This is a genomic window from Agarivorans sp. DSG3-1, assembly GCF_046774965.1.
GTDB lineage: Bacteria > Pseudomonadota > Gammaproteobacteria > Enterobacterales > Celerinatantimonadaceae > Agarivorans.
In genome coordinates this window covers 1,220,879-1,240,318 of record NZ_CP177241.1, presented here as the reverse complement: position 1 = coordinate 1,240,318, position 19,440 = coordinate 1,220,879, and the positions used below count along the sequence as shown (strand labels likewise).

General features: G+C 43.1%; 10 protein-coding genes. 6 read left to right on the top strand and 4 right to left on the bottom strand.

Features of this window, described 5'->3' with window-relative positions; genetic code table 11:
* Window positions 1-9 precede the first annotated feature (9 nt).
* The 4 genes from ACLD71_RS05805 to ACLD71_RS05790 all read right to left on the bottom strand — a co-directional run bounded on the left by ACLD71_RS05805 (window position 10) and on the right by ACLD71_RS05790 (window position 2,224).
* Complete coding sequence (locus tag ACLD71_RS05805; RefSeq protein WP_137673549.1) at window positions 10-348, bottom strand: hypothetical protein; 339 nt, start codon at window positions 346-348, stop codon at window positions 10-12.
* Window positions 349-376: 28 nt separating this feature from the next.
* Window positions 377-1,048 (bottom strand): hypothetical protein, encoded by a 672-nt coding sequence (locus tag ACLD71_RS05800; RefSeq protein WP_221075431.1) that lies wholly within the window; start codon window positions 1,046-1,048, stop codon window positions 377-379.
* A 121-nt stretch (window positions 1,049-1,169) separates the two neighbouring features.
* Complete coding sequence (locus ACLD71_RS05795) at window positions 1,170-1,430, bottom strand: hypothetical protein (protein ID WP_411993548.1); 261 nt, start codon at window positions 1,428-1,430, stop codon at window positions 1,170-1,172.
* Window positions 1,431-1,792: 362 nt separating this feature from the next.
* The gene (locus ACLD71_RS05790; RefSeq protein WP_221075429.1) at window positions 1,793-2,224 is read right to left on the bottom strand and encodes a TetR/AcrR family transcriptional regulator; all 432 of its coding nucleotides are present in this window, start codon (window positions 2,222-2,224) and stop codon (window positions 1,793-1,795) included.
* Between the two features lie 351 nt (window positions 2,225-2,575).
* On the opposite strand from ACLD71_RS05790, the gene ACLD71_RS05785 reads away from it, so the two are divergent.
* The 6 genes from ACLD71_RS05785 to ACLD71_RS05760 all read left to right on the top strand — a co-directional run bounded on the left by ACLD71_RS05785 (window position 2,576) and on the right by ACLD71_RS05760 (window position 19,096).
* Window positions 2,576-2,878 carry a hypothetical protein gene (locus tag ACLD71_RS05785; protein ID WP_137673546.1) on the top strand — a complete coding sequence of 101 codons (303 nt, stop codon included), beginning with the start codon at window positions 2,576-2,578 and terminating at the stop codon, window positions 2,876-2,878.
* Window positions 2,869-3,978, top strand: a complete 1,110-nt coding sequence (locus ACLD71_RS05780; protein WP_411993546.1) for an efflux RND transporter periplasmic adaptor subunit — start codon at window positions 2,869-2,871, stop codon at window positions 3,976-3,978. The genes ACLD71_RS05785 and ACLD71_RS05780 overlap by 10 nt, the downstream gene beginning before the upstream one ends.
* A gap of 48 nt (window positions 3,979-4,026) precedes the next feature.
* The gene (locus ACLD71_RS05775) at window positions 4,027-7,101 is read left to right on the top strand and encodes an efflux RND transporter permease subunit (protein ID WP_411993545.1); all 3,075 of its coding nucleotides are present in this window, start codon (window positions 4,027-4,029) and stop codon (window positions 7,099-7,101) included.
* A gap of 71 nt (window positions 7,102-7,172) precedes the next feature.
* A complete protein-coding gene (locus ACLD71_RS05770) occupies window positions 7,173-8,606 on the top strand; it encodes a hypothetical protein (RefSeq protein WP_411993543.1) in 1,434 nt (477 codons plus the stop codon).
* A gap of 323 nt (window positions 8,607-8,929) precedes the next feature.
* Window positions 8,930-9,307, top strand: a complete 378-nt coding sequence (locus ACLD71_RS05765; RefSeq protein WP_411994835.1) for a phage integrase SAM-like domain-containing protein — start codon at window positions 8,930-8,932, stop codon at window positions 9,305-9,307.
* 132 nt (window positions 9,308-9,439) lie between these two features.
* Window positions 9,440-19,096, top strand: coding sequence for a DUF6531 domain-containing protein (locus tag ACLD71_RS05760; protein ID WP_411993541.1), 9,657 nt, complete (start codon window positions 9,440-9,442; stop codon window positions 19,094-19,096).
* Window positions 19,097-19,440: the final 344 nt, after the last annotated feature.

Below are 19,440 nucleotides of genomic sequence, written 5' to 3'. Positions count from 1 at the left end.
AGTTAGTTATTAAGATTTAGGGCGGGTAAACAATACAAATAAGCCTAAAATGATGTCACCTATAACCCAAATGCCTGATATAAGCATTGCCCCGATACCCGTACCAATAGCTGCCCCTGCTGCCTCGGCACCTTCTAAACTATCCATAGTAGTGGTTGCAGCGTCCATACCTGCAAACATCCACCAAGCCATAAATATGTTAAATAAGATGAACGACCACTTGATTAGCTTGCCGAAGATAGAGCGTTTAGGCTTATTGATTAATGAGCCACAGCCAACACATTTATGAGATGTTGAAGCTATTTCTTTTGAACAAGTTGGGCAGTTTATTAAAGTAGTTTTAGACATTGTGTTCTTCTTGGTTAGATAGGTTTAACTATTTAGTGATTGTTGCGAAATGTGTGTAACCATGAGTAGTGAGGGCATCAGCTCCAACTGAGCCAGTTCTTATGTAGAACGAGCCTTTAGGTTTAATTGTGTAGCCTGCTTCTTGATACGGCGTGAAGCTTTTTCCTGTATAGATATAGACACCTTTCGAACTTGCTTCTACTAATTCAGTTGTATCGTTTACTAGCTTTACGTTAAAGGTTGGTTCAACTGAATCAAGTTCACCTGTGCGGGCTTTCAAGCGTTGTTTGAGCTTATCAGATACCATAAGCAACACTTTACCGTCGGCTAAACCTAACCCTAATTCACGTTTATTCTTTGAACTATTCATGCCCCCTTGTTTCGTGATCAATTGGGTTTCGATGTTATATGTAACAATTGAATCGAATGCGTACTTGCTAGTTGCTTTGCATGATACAAACTCATGCTCACGGGCAAACAAGTTCCACATCATTCCATTGGCTTTACTCAATGAATCGGACTCGGCACCTGTTTCGCGGTCTTTACATGAACCATCGATGGTAATTTTTGCTTGAGAAGTAATGACCGTATCGTTTAACTCTAAGTTGCTAACTTGGCTAATGTTTACAGGCACGATAACCTCGGCATCGCAGCCAACTAGGACAATAACTAACGCTGATAAGGCGAGCAATTTATTCATATTTTCTCTCTGGTCGGTTTTCCCTCTTTCGAGGGTTTAGGGTTTGCTATTTGCTAACAGCTTTAAATGCTTTACCAGCGTCTTTAATAGCTTGCCTAACGTCACCACATGAACCCGTGATTCAGGCTTGTCTCTTGGTTAAGAATTCTTCATTTCCTTCTTTATCTTGGCCTAGTTCGGCTAACAGCACTGGGCTTACCATTACTACGCCCATAGCCATACCTAAATCTTCCATGCTATCTATTTCACAATTGTCCTTTAGATAGTTGTAGTTAGTTAAATAGTTAACAGCAGCTTCACCTTCGGCTGATAATGTAGGCTCACCACAACCGGTTAGTATTAGAGCGAAAGATAGCGCTGTAATAGCTAATATGTTTTTCATTTTGATACTTCTCTATGGATTAAACAGCGCCCAGTTCAAGAGCGACTTGCTTTGCTTGTTTCCAACAATCTTACTGCTGAAACTTAGTTGCAAACTTTGCAACAAAACTACGACACCCCCACAAAAAAGGACGGCATCCTTTTTATATTGTGTTGTATGAAAATGGTTGTCAAGAAAAATAACTTTAAGCATCGAAACTTAAATTAGGAGCTACCAATATGAGTGTTAACCATTAGCAAATACTTAAGTACTCAAGCTGATGATTCAACCGAAACCAAGTTTGAGAAAGTTTGGTTTCGGTTAATTAGTATGGGAGTTATTCGAATGTTTTTAAGGAAGCGGTGGGAACTTTGCGCGCTTTTTTAACTGTTTATAACGGAAAATCCAACGCACATATACACACACCGCTTAACATCTTCCGGGTGCCCATTGATGGTATCGAATAAACCTTTTACACCGTCTAACTTTGGGATGATTGGTCCCACAGACAATATAGCCGCTTTAAATTGTGCGTTTGTATTGAACGAATCCACCCAAGAATTATAAAAGTCGGTGGTGGAGTCAAAATTAAGAGGCTCTTTAATCATTTGAATGTAAATCGGCGCTAGCTGTGCTGCTATGTCAGATTTTCTCTTAAAATGGGCATTAATCCCAGACTTAGAAATGCCCGCCGTTTCAGCTATATGTACAAATGTAGCTTTATCAAACCCTTCACTCATGGTTATTTTTAAGGCTGCATCAATAATCTTAGCTCTGGTTCGTTCCGATTTTATACTCATTAAATTGGCCGGCATTTTGTTGTAACTCTTTGTCACTATGTTTTTCAATAGTAGCACTAGCAATATTTACTTTACTAGACCGGCAAGACTTTTGACCTATACGATTCTTTTGAATTGATGATCATAAAATTAAAACAACCTTTGTGTAAAAGTTAGTCAAAAATCTGTTGACCCAGCAGCAGCATCACTCTATTATCCACCAAAAAAGGATGGCATCCTTTTTTGGTGGGTAATAGAAAACTAGTGACTAACTCACTTCTTGCCCTATTTGCATAACCAAAAACTCACCTTGCTAAGAAACCTCAAAGGGGTCTTACATTTCTCACTCAATAATGGCCACAGTGATTGGTCTATATGGAAAAAAGAATGAAAAAATTTATTGTTTTGTTGGCCTTAATGACTCCTATGTTGGTTAACGCCAGTGAGCAAAAAGACGCAGGAAAAACCTTTGCGCAAATAACCGCCTGCCATTTAGCTGGTGAGATAGATAAATCAGATAAAGATGCAGCAAACTTTAAAGTGATAGCTAGGTACAAAATTGCTAGCCGTAACCATTGGTGGAAAAAAGACATGAAAAGAGCACAAGAGAAGGAGTTCAGACGCTTAGACAATACCAACAAATTAGAACTCGCAATTATGTGCGGCATCATCGAAAACAAGTGGTTATAGAACAGTTATCTATTTTAAAGGGGATTAAAATGTTTCATAGCGCGGGTTTTCGACTAATAACGGTAACTGTTTTTATAGCGGGTATGCTTGCTTGTAATGGTGAGGACTCTATGCGTCCACTAAATGAAGATGTTCGTCCCGTAAAAATAATGAAAATTTCTGTTGCTGGCGACAAGGAAGTATCTATATTTCCAGCAATCATTAATGATAATCGCCTTGTTGATTTAAGCTTTACATCAGGCGGTAAAGTTATTTCGCTTCCGGTAAAAAATGCACAATTCGTGAAAAAAGGAGAGGTGATTGCAAGCCTTGACCAACGCGAACTGAAAAATAGCCTAAACAAATCTAAAGCTCAATTTAGAAGTGCCGAAATTGAGTACAATAGAGCGCGGCAATTATCTAAAAAAAATGCTATTTCCCAAAGCGCTTTGCAAGAACGTTTAACTGAACGCGACGTAAAGCGATCCCAATTAGACAGTGCCCTACAAGCTATAAATGATTCTGTTTTAACCGCGCCATTTGATGGCGTTATTGCTAAAAAAATGGTCGATAATGGGCAAACCGTATCAAGCGCTCAGGCTATAGTGAAGTTTATTGGCGGCGATACTCAAGAAGCATCTATCGACATGCCAGCAAACTATTTAGCGGAATTATACCAAAGCACAAATAAGCAAAATAATACCAACACTTTTATTGTTCTTGATATTGCCCCAGAGAGAAAAATTGCCGCTTATTATCGAGAAGCCACCTTATTGGCAGATAGCGCAACACAAACTTATAACATTACTTTTGAGTTTTCAGCTCCTAGCAACTTGTTAGTTCTTCCAGGAATGAATGCAACCATCGAAATACACACGTTGGCAGACCATTCGGAAAATCACCCCCTAATACCATTAAGCGCAATAACAAGTGATGGCAGTGATGCTTACGTTTGGGTAGTAAATAGTGAAAACATGACGGTTACGAAACGGAAAATACACATAGCAGAAGGTGTTGGTGAAATGCTCGCTGCTACATCAGGAATAGCAAAAGATGAACTAATAGTCAGTGCGGGAGCGACCTACTTATACGAAGGGATGAAGGTAAGAAAATGGAAATAATCTTATTGAGTCATTTTGTAAAAGTTATCCGTGAGCAGGCGAGAACTAATGAATATTGCTGAATTTACAATAAAAAATACAGTGTTGAGCGTTATTGTTATGTTGTTAACAATAGTTGGTGGATGGCATGCCTATCAAAACATGGCGAGGTTCGAAGACCCTGAATTTACGATTAGACAAGCTGTTATTGTTACTAGCTATCCTGGCGCAAGCCCTCATGAAGTCGCGCTGGAAATTACCGAACCTTTAGAAAAAGCCATTCAACAGTTAGCCGAAGTAAAGACTATTGAATCTGTTTCAACCTATGGAAAGTCTGAAATAAACGTAGAAGTAAGATATGACGCGTCAAAAACTCGAAGTGATTTACAGTTAGTTTGGAACAAACTGCGTAATAAAATCAGTGATATTTCGTCAGCTTTACCAACAGGCGCCGGTAAACCTTATGTGGCAGATGACTTTGGTGACGTATTTGGTCTGCTCTATTTTGTAACGGGCGACGGTTATTCAAACGCAGAGTTAAAAAAATACGCAAAAACCTTACAGAGTTCATTGCTACAAGTAGACGGTGTTGCTCGAGTTACCCTTGACGGGTTACAAAAAGAAGCCATTTATGTCGAGATATCGAATCAAGATGCTAAAAGGTTAGGCTTAGCTATTTCTAATGTTGTTAGCCTACTGTCTCAACAAAACGCAGTGGTTTCGTCGGGTAACGTTAAAGTTGGTAATAAGCGCTTAGTTATAGACCCAACCAATGTTGTTGACTCGGTTGAGTCGATTCAAAACCTCCTTATAAGCACCGACGCAGACGGTAAACTTATTTATCTCAAAGACATCGCGCGAGTGTGGCGCGGTTATAGCGAACCAGAAGAAAAAGAATATCTATATAACGGTAAACCTGCTGTGGCTATTGGTATTTCAGGCCTACTAGGCAGCAACATCGTAAAAATTGGTTCAGATATTGATTCCAAGATAGCAGAAACCAAAAACCTAAGACCACTAGGAATTGAATTACATGAGTTTTATCACCAAGGTAAAATTGTCGATTCGTCAGTTGAAAACTTTGTAGTGAATGTGATTGCGGCACTGGTGATAGTGATTGTAACCCTGCTTATTTTTATGGGCTTTAAGTCAGCCATTGTTATTGGCGCGATTTTGCTTTTGACTATTTTTGCCACACTTGCAACGATGAATTTTGTTGATATTCCTATGCATCGCATTTCATTAGGTGCGCTCATTATTGCCTTAGGAATGATGGTAGACAATGCGATTGTTGTCACCGAAGGGATATTGGTAGGTATTTTAAATGGTACTAAAAAATTAGCCATTGCCAAACAAATTGTTAAACGCTCAGTTTGGCCTTTGTTGGGAGGAACACTAGTAGGAATTATAGCTTTTGCTCCCATTGGATTCGCCCCTGGTTCAACAGCAGAATATACCGGTCACCTGTTCTGGGTAATCCTTATTTCTTTAATGTATAGCTGGTTATTTGCTATTACCTTAACGCCGCTATTCTGCTTCTGGTTGTTCAAAGAATCTTTGGGTGACAATCTTAGCCAACAAACAGATAGCCGCTTCTCTACATTATACAAAAAACTACTTTACGCCACTCTCCAGCAACGCTTTATTGTTGTAGTGGGAGTTGTTGCGCTGTTTTGTGCCTCTGTATGGGGATTCCAATTTGTTAAACCGGGCTTTTTCCCTGCTTCTACGACGCCTATGTTTGTTGTTGATTACTGGCTTCCACAAGGAACCGATATTACTAAAACAAAGAAAGATATAGAAAGCCTAGGGAAGCATATTCAGTCTTTAGAAGGAGTTAAAACTGTGCAAGCGTCGATTGGTGGAGGCGTACCGCGTTTCATGCTTGTATATGCCCCAGAGTCACAAAACTCTGCTTACGGCCAATTATTAATACGCACCCAAGATGACAAAGTTATCGATGGGTTACTTGTCGAGATTCAACGCTATATTGATAACGCCTACCCTGATGCCCAAGGTAAAACATGGAAGTTTGTATTAGGACCAGGTGGAGGTTCACGCATAGAGGCAAAATTTAGTGGCCCTGATCCTAAAGTATTGCACCACCTTGCTGACCAAGCCAAAGCAATAATGGCCGAAGATGGTAAAGCCTTATCTATTAAAGATGATTGGCGGCAAGCTATTAGCGTAATCGAGCCTATTTACGCAATTCAAGCAGCCCAAAGAGTAGGTGTATCTAGAGAAGACTTAGCCTCAGCGCTAGAGACTAACTTCTCAGGAATGAGAATAGGTACCTACCGCGATAACGATGAGCTGATCCCAATTATTGCCAAAGCACCGAAAGCTGAGAGCAACAGCGTTACCGATATCAAAAACTTACAAGTTATTAGTTCTATCACCGGAGCCAGCGTACCTATTGGTCAAATAACTAACGGGTATAGAACGGTTTGGCGTGATGGTTTAGTAAGGCGAGTTGACCGCCAATGGGAAATTAAGGCGCAGTCAGATCCTGTTCCCGGTGAGCTTACAACCGATCTATTCAATCGCATAAAACCAAAAATTGAAGCGATTGACCTCCCAGAAGGTTACGCCTTGAAATGGGGTGGAGAGTATGGAGATTCTAAAGAATCTAATGACAATTTGGCATCAACCATTCCATTAGGTCTTATTGCGATGGTGATTACTGTTTTTGTGTTGTTTGGCTCGGTGAGGCAACCAATAGTTATTTGGCTGGTAGTACCTTTGGCCTTGATCGGAGTGTCTACAGGCTTGTTAGCCACAGGAACACCAATGGAGTTTATGGCTATTTTGGGCCTTCTGTCGTTGTCTGGCTTACTAATTAAAAATGCCATTGTGTTGGTTGACCAAATTGATTTAGAAATTATTGAAGGGAAACCAAGGCACGATGCTGTTGTTGACGCAGCGGCCAGCCGAGTTAGACCCGTAATGATGGGAGCATTAACCACAGTGCTAGGGGTTATTCCTTTATTCTTTGACGCATTCTTTAAATCGATGTCAGTTGTATTGGTATTCGGGCTTACTTTCGCGACCTTACTCACCTTAATTATAGTGCCTGTACTTTATGCAATTTTCTTCAACATAAAAGCTACTGAAAGCACAAAAAATCTTAATTTACCCCTCTAAAAAAGAGTCACTAAAACATCCATTCAGGCATCAAACCAGCCTGAATGGATCACAGTATCTAAGGATAAATAATGAGTCTATTTAAACTCATAATACACTGTTCCATATTAACCCTATTGGTAAGTTGCGGTGGCAGCACTGACAACGATAACCCAGTTAAAGCCTTTAAAGGAAGAGCGATTGATGGCTATATCATCGGCGCTACTGTTTTCCTAGATCTAAACTTCAACAGTTTACATGATGCAGGTGAACCCAGTGTTGTGACGCAAGAAGAGGGAGAGTTTGAGCTAGTTATTCCGTCACGTTATAGCCAATGTGCTCAGTACGTGCCTATAGTCGTAGATGTGCCTGTGGGTGCGATAGATACCGATTTTATTAATACACCTATAGAAAATGCTTATTCGATGGTTTTCCCACCTCAATTTGCATTAATGACAGATCAAGATTTGTTGAATTTGACGCCGTTAACCTCCGTTGTTTGGAAGCAAGTTGAGCAAGAACTTCGCGTTTATCAATCAGGAAATTTATCTTGTCAGTCTATTATTGCCGGACAAGAACTTCGAGAAGATATAGCACATAGATTGCGAGAGCAAGAATGGCGAATTGCTAATCGATACAACATTACTGTTAGCGAATTGTACGCTGACTATATCCACTCCGGAGATGATTCACTCCATCAGCTTGCACAAAAACTGGTACCCGGATTGCAAAAGTCATATGAAGAAACCAAGCAATTACTAGATCAGCATCCAAACGCAGATTTTGCTTGGGTTGAATATTTCTTAGGGCGGCTAGCAAATAAGGATTCACTATATGACGATTGGTACCGTTATGAATTTGTTCAAACATCTAATGGTAACTTCGATTCTGAGACTTTTGTTATGTCTGATGACCTCAGTACTAAGGTGAGTCTATTCGATAAAAGTTCGATGAAAACGGTTCAGCGTAGTGGTATGAACATAGAGAAAACTGTCAACTTAGTCTATGCAGAGTTTGGCTACGGATGCTCGGTGAGTGAATGGCTAGAAACAACCTTACAGCAGTCATCAGGCGTTAGAAACTCAGTTTATTATGACGTCACCGATTGGACAGAATGTGAATCTCAAATGATCGCCGGTAGTGAGGTAATGCAATCTTTAATCACAAAAAACTATAGCGGCTCTGAGCTATCTAGCTCTACTGAACACGTTTACCATACCGACAACAATAGTGGGTTTAGCCATCTAATTGGAGTAACAGATTCAGTGACTCAAGAAGACTTAACCCCGATTAGAGAGGTAGTAGACACCGATTTTTACAGTGATGAATCTCATGGCGCTGACTATTGGTCGAGAACGAAAAATGACTTCAGTGAAAACGTCAGTAAGCCCGCTCAAGTTATGACTAGCCATAATAGCGATGGTAAGTGGGAAAAATATACTAATTATCGTGATGGTACCCATAAATTAGAATGCGGTGATTCAGAAACTTCAATGTCAGAAAGCCAATGCACTAATTTTAAATAGACTATATTCTATTAGGAAAGTGCACTTGGGTTGAGAACACATTTATCAATTTGGTCCCCAATCGGTCCCCCAAGTGTGCAACCACACCTGTGTTTATGGGCATCTTCACTTTCTGTATCGGAAAGTAAAGTGGGTAAATAAGGGAAATTAACGGCAAACAACGACAACTAACTTACTGATTTTATTAGATATCACTGTTCGTTAGTTTTCATTGTTTTCTAATTATGGTCCCCAATTGGGGACTAAAATGAAAATTTCTATTGAAAAACGTACACTTAGAGTAAACAAAAACATCTCAAAAATGCCAGCATAACAAAGAACATCTGCTTCTCGCTGAAACCATCAAGGGCAAACGACTGGTTGAATGGCAATCTCAAAAGCATGGTTTTGAAGATAGAACAAAACAAGAAGCCAGTTTTATCGACTACTTTCAGCAGCAAGTTGATATCCAAGACCAAACCACCTCAAAATCCAATTATTCGATCTGGATATCTGCTCAAAAGCACCTGCTTGTTTATTGTGGAAAACATGATCTTAACTTTGAAGAACTGGACAAAGACTGGTTAGACGGTTTTAAGTATACCAATCTGAACCACGGGGAAAGCAAGGAATACGATTACTGGGCTAAAACTAAGCACCTCAGCATCCATAAAATGCCCAGCCATAACCAAGAAGAACGTCGCCAATTTAGCCTCCTTTAAAAACTTTTTTACAAAAAATTTAAATTAGTCCTTAACAAATAAAAATCTCGCTTGATAACTCTTTTAGAAACAGTTTTTGTCACTCGCGACTGGCGTAGCGATTGACGACAGGATATTGACAGGGATTTCAGCATGACAGCATTGATGTTTGGTCGCGATTTAGGTTTGGCCGACTCTTCTTTAAATCACTTATCTAGCCACTTTAGTTCTGGTAACGCATCACTCAGGCAAGGCGGCCTAGGCAATTATGTCAATGCAAGCACAGGTAACTTAGTCCTCACCGACCATGATGAAATTTTGGTTGGTCGCGGCTTAGATATCATTGCTGAAAGAACCTACAACAGCCAAGGCGCGTGGAATGATTCAGACGCCAACGGGTGGCGCTTTGGTTTCGAACGCCAACTTAGCTCCATTTCCAGCAACAGCATCACTTTACGCCGAGGTGACTCAAGCACAGCAAGCTATTCCCTTAGTGGCAGTGTGTTTAAAAATACCAACGGTGAAGATGAAGTCGGTCAAATCACCAAATCGGGTAGCAACTACGTTTATACCAATCTAAAAACTGGCGCTAAAGATACATACAATAGCGTCGGTTATTTGATTTCATCCGCTGATGCCGATGGAAACACTAGAACTTATACCTATAGCGGTACCAAGCTAACGAGTATTACGTTTGGCAATGGCGAACGCATGGCGTTTGAATACAACGGCCCATCAGGCAAAATGTCTCGCTTAACTACCTATGCTAACGGTAGCTGGACAAGCCAAGTCGATTACAGCTACGACAGTGCACAGCGCTTAACCAAAGTAAAAACCGCACTAACCGGAGACAGTTTCACCACCAACTATCTTTATGATGGTTCTAGCACTCGCATTAGAGAAGTAAACCAAAGTGATGGCAGCAAGGTCAGCTTTACTTACACGGGCAGCAAAATTGCCACTGTCACCGATGGTACCGGCCACAAATTAACTTATAGCTATGGTAGTGGTTACACCAACATCAAAGATGGCTTTAATCGCACCTGGACATACTACTTTGATGCAGCCAACGATAATCGACTAACCCGCACCCTCACCCCTAGCACCAGCAGTTTGAACGTTTCAGCTCGTCGTCTAGATACGCGCTTCTACTACGACAGCAAAGATCATTTAACTCGGGTGCACAATGCCAGTGCGGGTTACGACGTTGCCAAATATACCTATGACAGCGCAGGTAATCGAACCAGCGCCATTGACGGGGAAGGAAATAAAACTGAATGGCGTTATAGCGGTAAACTGCTGCTTAGTGAAACGGTTTACCTAAATAAAACGACCACTCCAAGCACCACTCGTTATGTTTACGACAGCGAAAAGCATCTGCGTTTTGTAATAGATGCCGAAGGGCGCGTGACCTCACACCATTACAATACTGTAGGTACAAAACACGCCACCATCCAATACCAACAGGCAAAGTACAATGTTACTTCACTACCAGTAAGTACTCAGTTAAGCCTTAGTCAAATGGAAAGCTGGCGAGGCGCCCAAAATAAAACACTTACCAGTAGAACAGATTATTACTACGATGGGCGCGATCAACTTACAGAGACCCGCTCTTACGCCACTACCACAACCAGTGGTGCTGGTACCTTCAACAGCGCAGCCATTCGCACCAAATTTGTATACGACCAACATGGGCAACTACTGCAATCTATCGCGGTTCGAAATGGTGTAAACACAATATCGAGCTATGCCTACGATGGAGAGGGTCGCGTAACCAAAGTGACCAATGGCAATAATTACTCAAGTTCAACGGTTTATAGCGGTAACACCGTTAAGGTCACTAACGCCGAGGGCAAAATCACTACCTCGGTATTTGATGCCGCAGGTAAGCTAAGCAGTATTGATACTTCATACGGTAGTACTCACCGTATAGCGCGCACTTACTACAATGCTAACGGCCAAGTGGCCATGACGCAGTCGCCCACTGGCCAACGCACCTTCTATTTTTATGATGAGTCAGGGCGACAAAACGCCATCGTCGGCCATGATGGCTTAGTGACGGAAACGCTTTATAACACCACAGGGCAAGTTGCTAGCACCAAAGCGTACTGGAATCACACTAGCACAGCCAGCTGGTTTAACGGTACCACCGTTACTAAAACTCACATCAGCCAATTTAAGCCAGCTGCAAATAGTGCTAAAGATAGAGTAAACGTATTTACCTACGACAAGGCAGGCAACCAACTAACTAGCACAGATGGTGAAGGCAAAGTAAGTACCTCTTACTACAACAGTGCCGGTCAGGTAATAAAAACCACAATGGGCTCACGCACCCAGCGCTTCTTTTACGATCTAACTGGCAAGCAAATCGCCCACTTAGATGCTGCCGGCTATTTAAGCGAAAGCAAGTACAATGCCCAAGGTTTGTTAGTTGAAAGCATTGCATACAAAAATGCCACCAATAGCAGTTACCGAGCCTCTGGCTCACTTAGCCAGCTAAGACCAAGCGCTCACCAAGACGACCGCCACAGCTTTAACTACTACGACGGTACTAATCGCCTAAAGGCCTCGGTGAATGCAGAAGGCGGGCTGAGTGAGATTGTCTATGACGAGTACTCTAATCGCCAATACAACTATCAATATAAAAGTGCCATTACGGCCAACATCAGCGCAACTACCACTATAGCCAGCCTACAAAGCTATGCCGGTGGTACATCAAATAGAATAAGCACTCGCACAGACTACGGCAAAACGGGTGAGATCAAAACCACCGTAAGCCCAGTTGGCGTGAGTACCACTTTCAGCTATAACAAAGTGGGTCAACTGCTTAGCCAAAGCAATGGCAGCACCAGTGTCGTTAACGCTTACAACAAATTTGGCGAACTCACTAAAACAACTCAAGGTTCCCAGTCAACCACTTATGTTTACGATGGTGCGGGTAGAAAAACCCAAGCGATTAATGGGCGTAATCATAAAACCTTATTTTTCTACGATACATTAGGGCGACTAACACACAGCGTCAATCCTCTTGGTGAAGTGTCAGAAACCACCTATGACAACTTTGGACAAGTTAGCGAGACTAGGCAATTTGCCAAAAGAATTAGCCTTTCCGGCTTGTCTGGTGGTGCAATAAACAGCACATTAACATCTCGCTTAAACGCAGCTCGCGATCATGGTTTAGATGCCCGCTCATACAGCATTACTTATGACCGCCGCGGACTAAAAACTCGCGAATTTAACGCTAAAGGCCTGTTGACTGACTACACATATAATGATTTTGGCGAAATTCAGCGTACCGATATGTGGAAAACAACTGGCGGGCTACGCAATATTGCTGATTACACCTACACCGCTCGCGGTGAAGTTAACACAGTTGTTAATTACGGCAATACTTCCGCCATTTCAGCAGATGATACTTTAACCAAATATCACTATGACGCCTTTGGTAATCAAGTAGGCGTAACCGTTGGTAAACGCAGTGGTGCCAGTTCCTCAGATAGAACAACAGTAACGCTTTTTGATGAGTTAGGCCGCGCACGCTTCAGCAAAGACACCTTAGGCTATGTACAAGAATCAGTGTTTAACGCGCTTGGTCAAGTTACTAAAACCATTCAATACGCTAAAAAGTTCACTGGCACGTGGAGTACTGAAAGCGGTGTGGCCAGTTGGTTGGGTGCAAATGCAAAAACCGGCAATCGAATCACCCAATACACCTACGATAACGCAGGCCGTCTAACTTCCACTACCGACGCGCTCGGTAAAAAAGAATCGTACACCTACGATGTAAATGGTAATAAAACCTCGTTCACCAATAAGAACAATAAAACGTGGCATTACTATTATGACAGTAGCAATCGCTTAACTCGCGAACTGGCTCCCAGCATCCACTACGCCATTAGCAATAGCAGCAGCAATACTACTTATGCCACCACCCGTCCAGATACTAGGTTCTACTATGACAATAACGGCAACCTAACCAAGCGCATAGAAGGTTACGGCACGGCCGACCAACGAGTCACCGAGTATCAATACGATGCAGCAAATCGCCAAACCAAAATTTTACAGCCAGGATACTTTAGCGCCAGTGATGGTAAAGTGCACTTCACCAGTGGCACTGGCAGAGTGCGCCTCAGCAAAACCATCACCTACAATGCGCTTGGTTTAGCCGTTGCTCAAAAAGATGAAATGGGAGTTAACACTTACAAGGTATACGACAAACTAGGTCGCGTGCGTTATGAAATTGACGAAGATGCCTATGTTACCGAGTATAAATACGGAGAAAGCAGCGCCAGTGAGTCAACCGTTCAGGTTATACGCTACAACAACAAATTTAACCTATCAGGCATTGGAGATGGCTACGCCATTTCAGAAAGTTTAGCTGCGAGCCGAATTAGCACTAATAGCAATGACCGCCGCTTAACCCGCTACTTCGACCGCCAAGGCCGGGTATTTAAAGTCAAAGGTGACGTCATCTCCATTTACGACTCTGGCGTAGGAGTTAAGAGCGTTGCTCCAGAAACTCAATTTACCTACAACGTATTTGGCGAAGTAATAAAAGAACGTACCCGTGTAGACTACGACGCATGGGCAGATAAACATTTCTATTACAATAACGATGGTCAAAAACGCGCCGAAACCGACGCCCTAGGTTACCTAACAGAGTACTTTTATAACGAATTTGGCCAAATGCGCCAAAAAAATGAGTATGCGCAGACGGCTACTTCAATTTCCACTTCCGGCTACAACAAGAGAACAGGTGGAACAGCAAGTATTGGCTACGACAGATATACCAGCTATACCTATGACGCACTAGGCAGAAAAACCCAAGAGAACCGCTGGGATGCAAATAGTGCCAGCAGCCATAACTTCTACACGGATGGAAACCTAGGTGGCGCTACCGGCACCCTCATTACCAAAACTAGCTACGATGCAGTCGGCAACATTACAGCTGAGTTCAATGCTGCGAACGGAATGACTAATTATAGTTACGACGCGCTTGGGCGAAAAACCGTTAAAGCAGGAGTAGATCACCTAACAGCGAGTGGTAACACTGGATTTAATACTCCCTCAGCGCATGGTCGCCACATTAGTAATTTTACTTACACCATTCATGGCGATATTGTTCGCCAACTTGATAAAGACGCATCAGGCAAAACAGGAGATGTTGAAACATACTATAAACTCGATGCCCGTGGCCAACAAATAGTCACCACCAACGGCGATGACATTTCAACCTACATTAAATACGACCAAAAAGGCAACGTTAAGTCTGAAAGGCTTGCTATTGATAACAACTATACTTATTGGTACGGCGATACCCAAAACGACTACACCATCACCAAAACTTATAACTATGACAAACGCGGCAACCAAATCTATACAGCGGTGAATGGCCGCGGTGATAGCGCTCGTTATAATGCTTTTGGGGAAATTAGCTCTTCTGGTAAAAACACCAGCCTCAACTATAACTATAGTTACAATAAAGCCGGTCAAATGATTGGTAAACGAGAGAGCAATGGCGATACCAGTGCTATGCTCTACGATTTGTCAGGCAAAGTAACCAAACAAGTTTTAGTCGGCAGTACTGCAACGGCTCAAGATGACTACAGCACCTATAATATTTACGACAAGCTAGGCCGTTTAACCGAACAGCGCTTACCACAATTTAGAAACAATACTCAGTCGGCGTTTCAAACCCCCATTACCAAGCAGCAATTTGATCGCTGGGGCAATGTGATTAAGAGTACCAATGCGCTTGGTGGAGTTACAGAGCAACGCTTCAATCTAAATAACCAAGTAGTTTGGGAAAAACTCCCCGCGGTCTCTGTTTATGGTAAAGCCAATCCATATAGTGCGGAGCAAGAATATCGCTACGACAAGCTAGGCAACCAAGTCCGCTTAACCAACGCCCTAGGAAAAGTAAGAACCTGGTCCTACGACAGTGCAGGACTATTGTCTTGGGAGCGTAACGAAATAGGCGCTATCACCTATTACAAATACGATGCCTACGGCAATAAAACCTACACCAAAAATGCCTTGGGTCAATACAGCCGTACCGAATACAACAAGCGCGGCCTTGTCACCCGTGAAGGTCTAATTAGTAGCTCGGGGAGTTATTACAGCTACGGCTTAACTCGCACCTATGCTTATGATCAAGCAGGTAGAAGAGTTAAAGACATTACCGGTACCAGCGAAAACAGCAGCAATACCGTTTACACCAAATACGATGCCAGTGGTAATGTAATTGCCACCCGCAACCTAGAGCGTGTAGTCACCAAATACTACTACGACTCGTTAAATAGAAAGTACAAACAAACCAATGCTGATGGCCGCTACCAATACTGGTGGTTTGATACCTACGGCAATGTTACCAAACGCCGCGACTTAGCCGGGCGAACCACAACACTAAGTTTAAACGGCCACAAACAGGTTTACCGCGAAACTAACGGCAACAACATTAAAGCCTATAGCTACTACGAAAACGGCAACCTAAAAACCATCTCTCGTACCGGCACCGATGGCTGGGACGACGTCGCCAATTTGCTAGGCAGAGCTAAAACCACGCAATGGAGTGCCACATTCACCTCTGTTAGCGGCTTGCTGCAAAATGAGTCAAGCACCTATACCTACGACAAAATGGGTAACCGCCTTAGCGAAAAACACAGCTCTTACCGCAAATATACCCGTAATTACTCTTACTTAGAGAGGCATCAATACGGCGGCAATATGGTGAGTGTTCCCGGCTCAGAAACGCTGGTATTTAGCTTTAATCGAACCACTACCAATAGTTACAATACTAGAGGTCAGCTGGTGAAAGTAACATCGCCACAACAAACCTATACCCCTAAAATCATGGACGGTTCTAGCGCCAGCTATGGCAGTGCCTACGTGCCACCCAGCATCACCAACACCTCTGGACTTAAAAGCTTAAGTTATGAATACGACGCCATGGGCAATCGACGCCATGTGAAAGCGGAAGTATACAAAACCTCGAGCAACGCCAGCCTAGAGACTAAAGATTACTACTACACCTATGATGCCGCTAACCGCATCATCATGGCCAATGCCACCTCGACAGGCGGCTACAAAAATGGTACGCGTCGTTTTACTTACGACAAGTTAGACCGCCGTACACAAGAGGTGTATCGCCATGATAATAAGTATGACCACGAGCATTACAAATACTTGTATAACTCAAGTAAGCTTCAATATACCTACTACAAGAAAAATCATAGTAGCTCCACGTATAGTGGAACGCCGCCAAAGCAAACGTACCGCAATTACGACAGCCTAGGCAGATTGTCTAACGAATACACTTATGCGACCAAGAATGGCGAAGGTAATAGCCACGCAAAAACAGGCACAACTATTGGCAGAACCGCCTATAGCTGGGGCAACGGTTCGCAATTAAAACGACAAACTAACTACAATTTACGAGACTTACACGTAAACGAAACCCGCGGAGGTGGCTATGGCAGCAATACCTACGTGGTAAAAGTATTTAGTAAAACCGCACTGCGCGTCGCGTCGTACGTAGATTACGCAGGTAAATACAATAGCGCTGGTAATGTAACGGGTTATAGCGTCAAGGTTTACCGTCAAGACAATAAACTGCTCACTACCGATTCAGATGCGCTGAGCTACTCAGAAACCCACAAAAAAACCTATAACTATTTTGAAGGCTACCAGCAAGCCAGCTCCACTATGACCACTTCGCGTGACCAGTGGACACCTAATAATGTCACAAATTACTACGACCGCTTTGGTGAGCTGTTGTATGTGCGCGGCTCTAATACCCGCTCCAAAGGTCACGACCGCATGCTGATTAACAATCGTGACGGGCAAGTACTATTCCGCCGTGACGGCACCAAAATGCAAGACTACTACTACGCCAATGGCAACGTACTCGGCGACACAGGGTCTTTGTCTGACAGTAACTTTGAGAGCAACTATGTTGAAGCCTCTAAAATGCAACAGGCGGCACCCGGTACTTACACAGTTAATAATGGCGACACGCTAAAAGGCATTGCCCAAAAACTATGGGGCGATGGCTCACTGTGGTACATGATTGCCGATGCTAACGCTATTGAGCCAACGGCTAGCTTAAAGCAAGGTATGAGCCTGACTATTCCTACGGTGAATAGCAACGTACACAATACCAGCGACACCTTTAAGCCTTATAACCCTAGCGATGTCGTAGGCAAAACCGATGCCGAAGCGGTAGCACCACCGCCTAGTGATACCGGCTGTGCACAAATGATTGTGGCTATTGTGACTGTTGTCGTTGCAGTGGTTGTAGCAGTGTACTTCCCTATTGCCGGAGGCTTAGCAGGCAAAATAGCTACCGGAGCAATGGCCGCGGCAGCGGGTAACGCAGCAGGCCAAGCTGTTGGCATGGCTCTAGGCATACAAGATGGTTTTGATGTTGGCGCCATGTTTAAAGCAGGAGCGCGAGGCGCATTAGCTGCAGGAGTTGGTGCAATAGCTAGTGAAGCGGCCAGCCTTGCCGGCGAAGCAGGCAAAATTGGTCATATAGCCACTAAAGCCGCCGTTCAAACTGCGGGTAACTATCTCACCAACAAAATCCTCGACGACGGCAGCTTTAGCTGGAAAGGCATGGCGGCAGGTGTGGCAGGCTCTATTGCGGGGCAGTATGGAGGTAAAGCCGCCTTTGGCGATGCGACACTTGAAGGCAGCTACATGGCCAGAGATATGGCCTCATCCTTTGCAGGCGGCGCAGCTGAAAACGTGGCAAGGCAGTGGATGGACATAGGCGGTAAACGCGAATGGTCGAGCATTGCCATTGATGCCTTTGGTAATATGATTGGTAATAGTGTCGCGGGCGGGTATAGCAAGGCGGCTTATGCTGCACAAAATGCTCAAGCTGAAGCAACTAGGCAAATGCAGAGAAGTGCCAGAATCAGTGACGCTTACGCTAACGGCCTAAGGGATCAAGCAACAGCGAGAGTGGGTCTAAATCCAGCGGATATGATGTGGGCAAATATTGGCGGCATGACGACTGAAGGCATGACTATGAATGAACTTAATGTCGCCATGGGTTATAGAAATCGCTCAAAAGACGAAGTCTATAGCTTAGAAAATAACAAAACATTAACCAACTCCAACAAACAAGCTCATTTAACAGCACTAAATCGCTCACTTGGAGAATACGACTTCTTTAGTGAAACGGTACCCAATTCGCGATTCACTACTTCCAATCAGCAAGCATCGTTTAACCTATTTGATAAAGCTGTTGGTGCACTAGGAGACGTAGCGCATCTAGCGGCTTCTGGAGTTGCGGGCCTGGTTACTTTGGCATTAACAGAAGGGGACTTAGATGCCGCAGTTTACGTCATTGACCATTACGGAGAAGGGGTTGACGGGCTAACCTTTGCGCTAGGCAATACTAATAGTGCAAGCGCTGGTGGTACAGGCGCAGTTGCTTTTGGGGGGTATATTTCAATTGATTTCGATTCGTGGGATATTAGTTATGGTGGCTATGGCAGCGCCGAAGTGGGTTCCGAGTTTATGATACCCATCCCAGGAGCTAGCACAGGAATGGAATTTAGTTTTTTCCCTACAAATCAATACGATTTGGCACTAAGTGGTGATTATACAATTATGGGGGGAGAAATAGACTTGGGAGTTCAATCTCTCGATACTGGCATTGTAAGAGCTGATAACGGTAATATTTGGGGAACACAAACCTCTTTTACTTGGGATAAAGGTGTAAACGCCCTTCTTCCAGGCGGTGGTTTATATTACAAGGCGGGTACAGGCACTATCATAGAAGGCGGGCTGGACAAATGATTAAATCGGTACGAACTAGCCTAAGGATAATAATTCCTGTGGTAGGCTTTATCTTTTGGTCGTACATCATGTTCTTTGGCAGGATCTCAGACGGAAAGAAACTAGAGAGCCATCTTGCGAGTTTTTCACCAAATACTAGCTATCGACTAGTTTCCGGTAAAGGTAGTGTAGCCATATCCTCAGGGAAACTTGACAACTTTTACATTTGCCTAAAAAAATACCGGTCGCCTTTATCTAAATCAAGTAAAAAAGGAACTATTAAAAATTATAAGTTGTGGCTTAACAAATTCACATACATATGGCTATCTTCAGTAAACGGTGAGGCGAGTTTATTTAAAATGTAT